The sequence below is a fragment of the Vibrio sp. 811 genome (assembly GCF_033339195.1).
Genome location: NZ_JAWOUB010000706.1, coordinates 1 through 575 on the forward strand (window position 1 = coordinate 1; position 575 = coordinate 575).

Sequence of the window (575 nt, forward strand, 5' to 3'; positions counted from 1 at the left end):
GAAACAAAGCGATATGTGACCAACACTTTCTTGAATATGAAACAGATATAATTCACAGAAGCCCCTAGGATACTGAGCACATTACAAAGAAAGGTCTTGTTATGAAGAAAACATTATTGGCGTCACTCGTATGTGTAGTGGCTTTAGCTGGATGTAATCAAAAGGAAGAGACCGAGGCACCTGCCCAATCGCAACCGGAAGCGAACCCAATCTGTAACTTAGAAAAACTGCCCGGCGGATGGTCACAAAGTGACATGACCGATGAAGCGCAACCATTGCTTGATGTGGTACTCGCGCAAATGAACACTTCCGCTAAGTTAAAGCAAATCCTCAGTGTTCGCACTCAGGTGGTAAGCGGCATGAATTACGCGATTGAATTTGAAATGGATAATGGCGAAATCTGGAATACGATTGTCTACCGTTCGTTAGACGACGAAATCAAAATGACGCAACCTGCAAAGCTTGGACGCTTCTGCTCATAATATGCAGACATAAAAAATGGCTCCCGATTGGAGCCATTTTTATTCACGATGTTCTGTTCAGCCCATCACATTCATCAGAACTAAGCCGTGGCT

The 575-nt window shown here is 43.8% G+C and carries 1 protein-coding gene; it reads left to right on the forward strand.

The features are described from left to right. Positions 1–101: 101 nt before the first annotated feature. Positions 102–482, forward strand: coding sequence for a cystatin family protein (locus tag R7Q46_RS28955; protein WP_020839828.1), 381 nt, complete (start codon positions 102–104; stop codon positions 480–482). Positions 483–575 lie beyond the last annotated feature (93 nt).

Coding starts and splice junctions, on each gene's coding strand:
- R7Q46_RS28955 (WP_020839828.1), top strand. CDS start 102: ATGAAGAAAACATTATTGGCGTCACTCGTATGTGTAGTGGCTTTAGCT.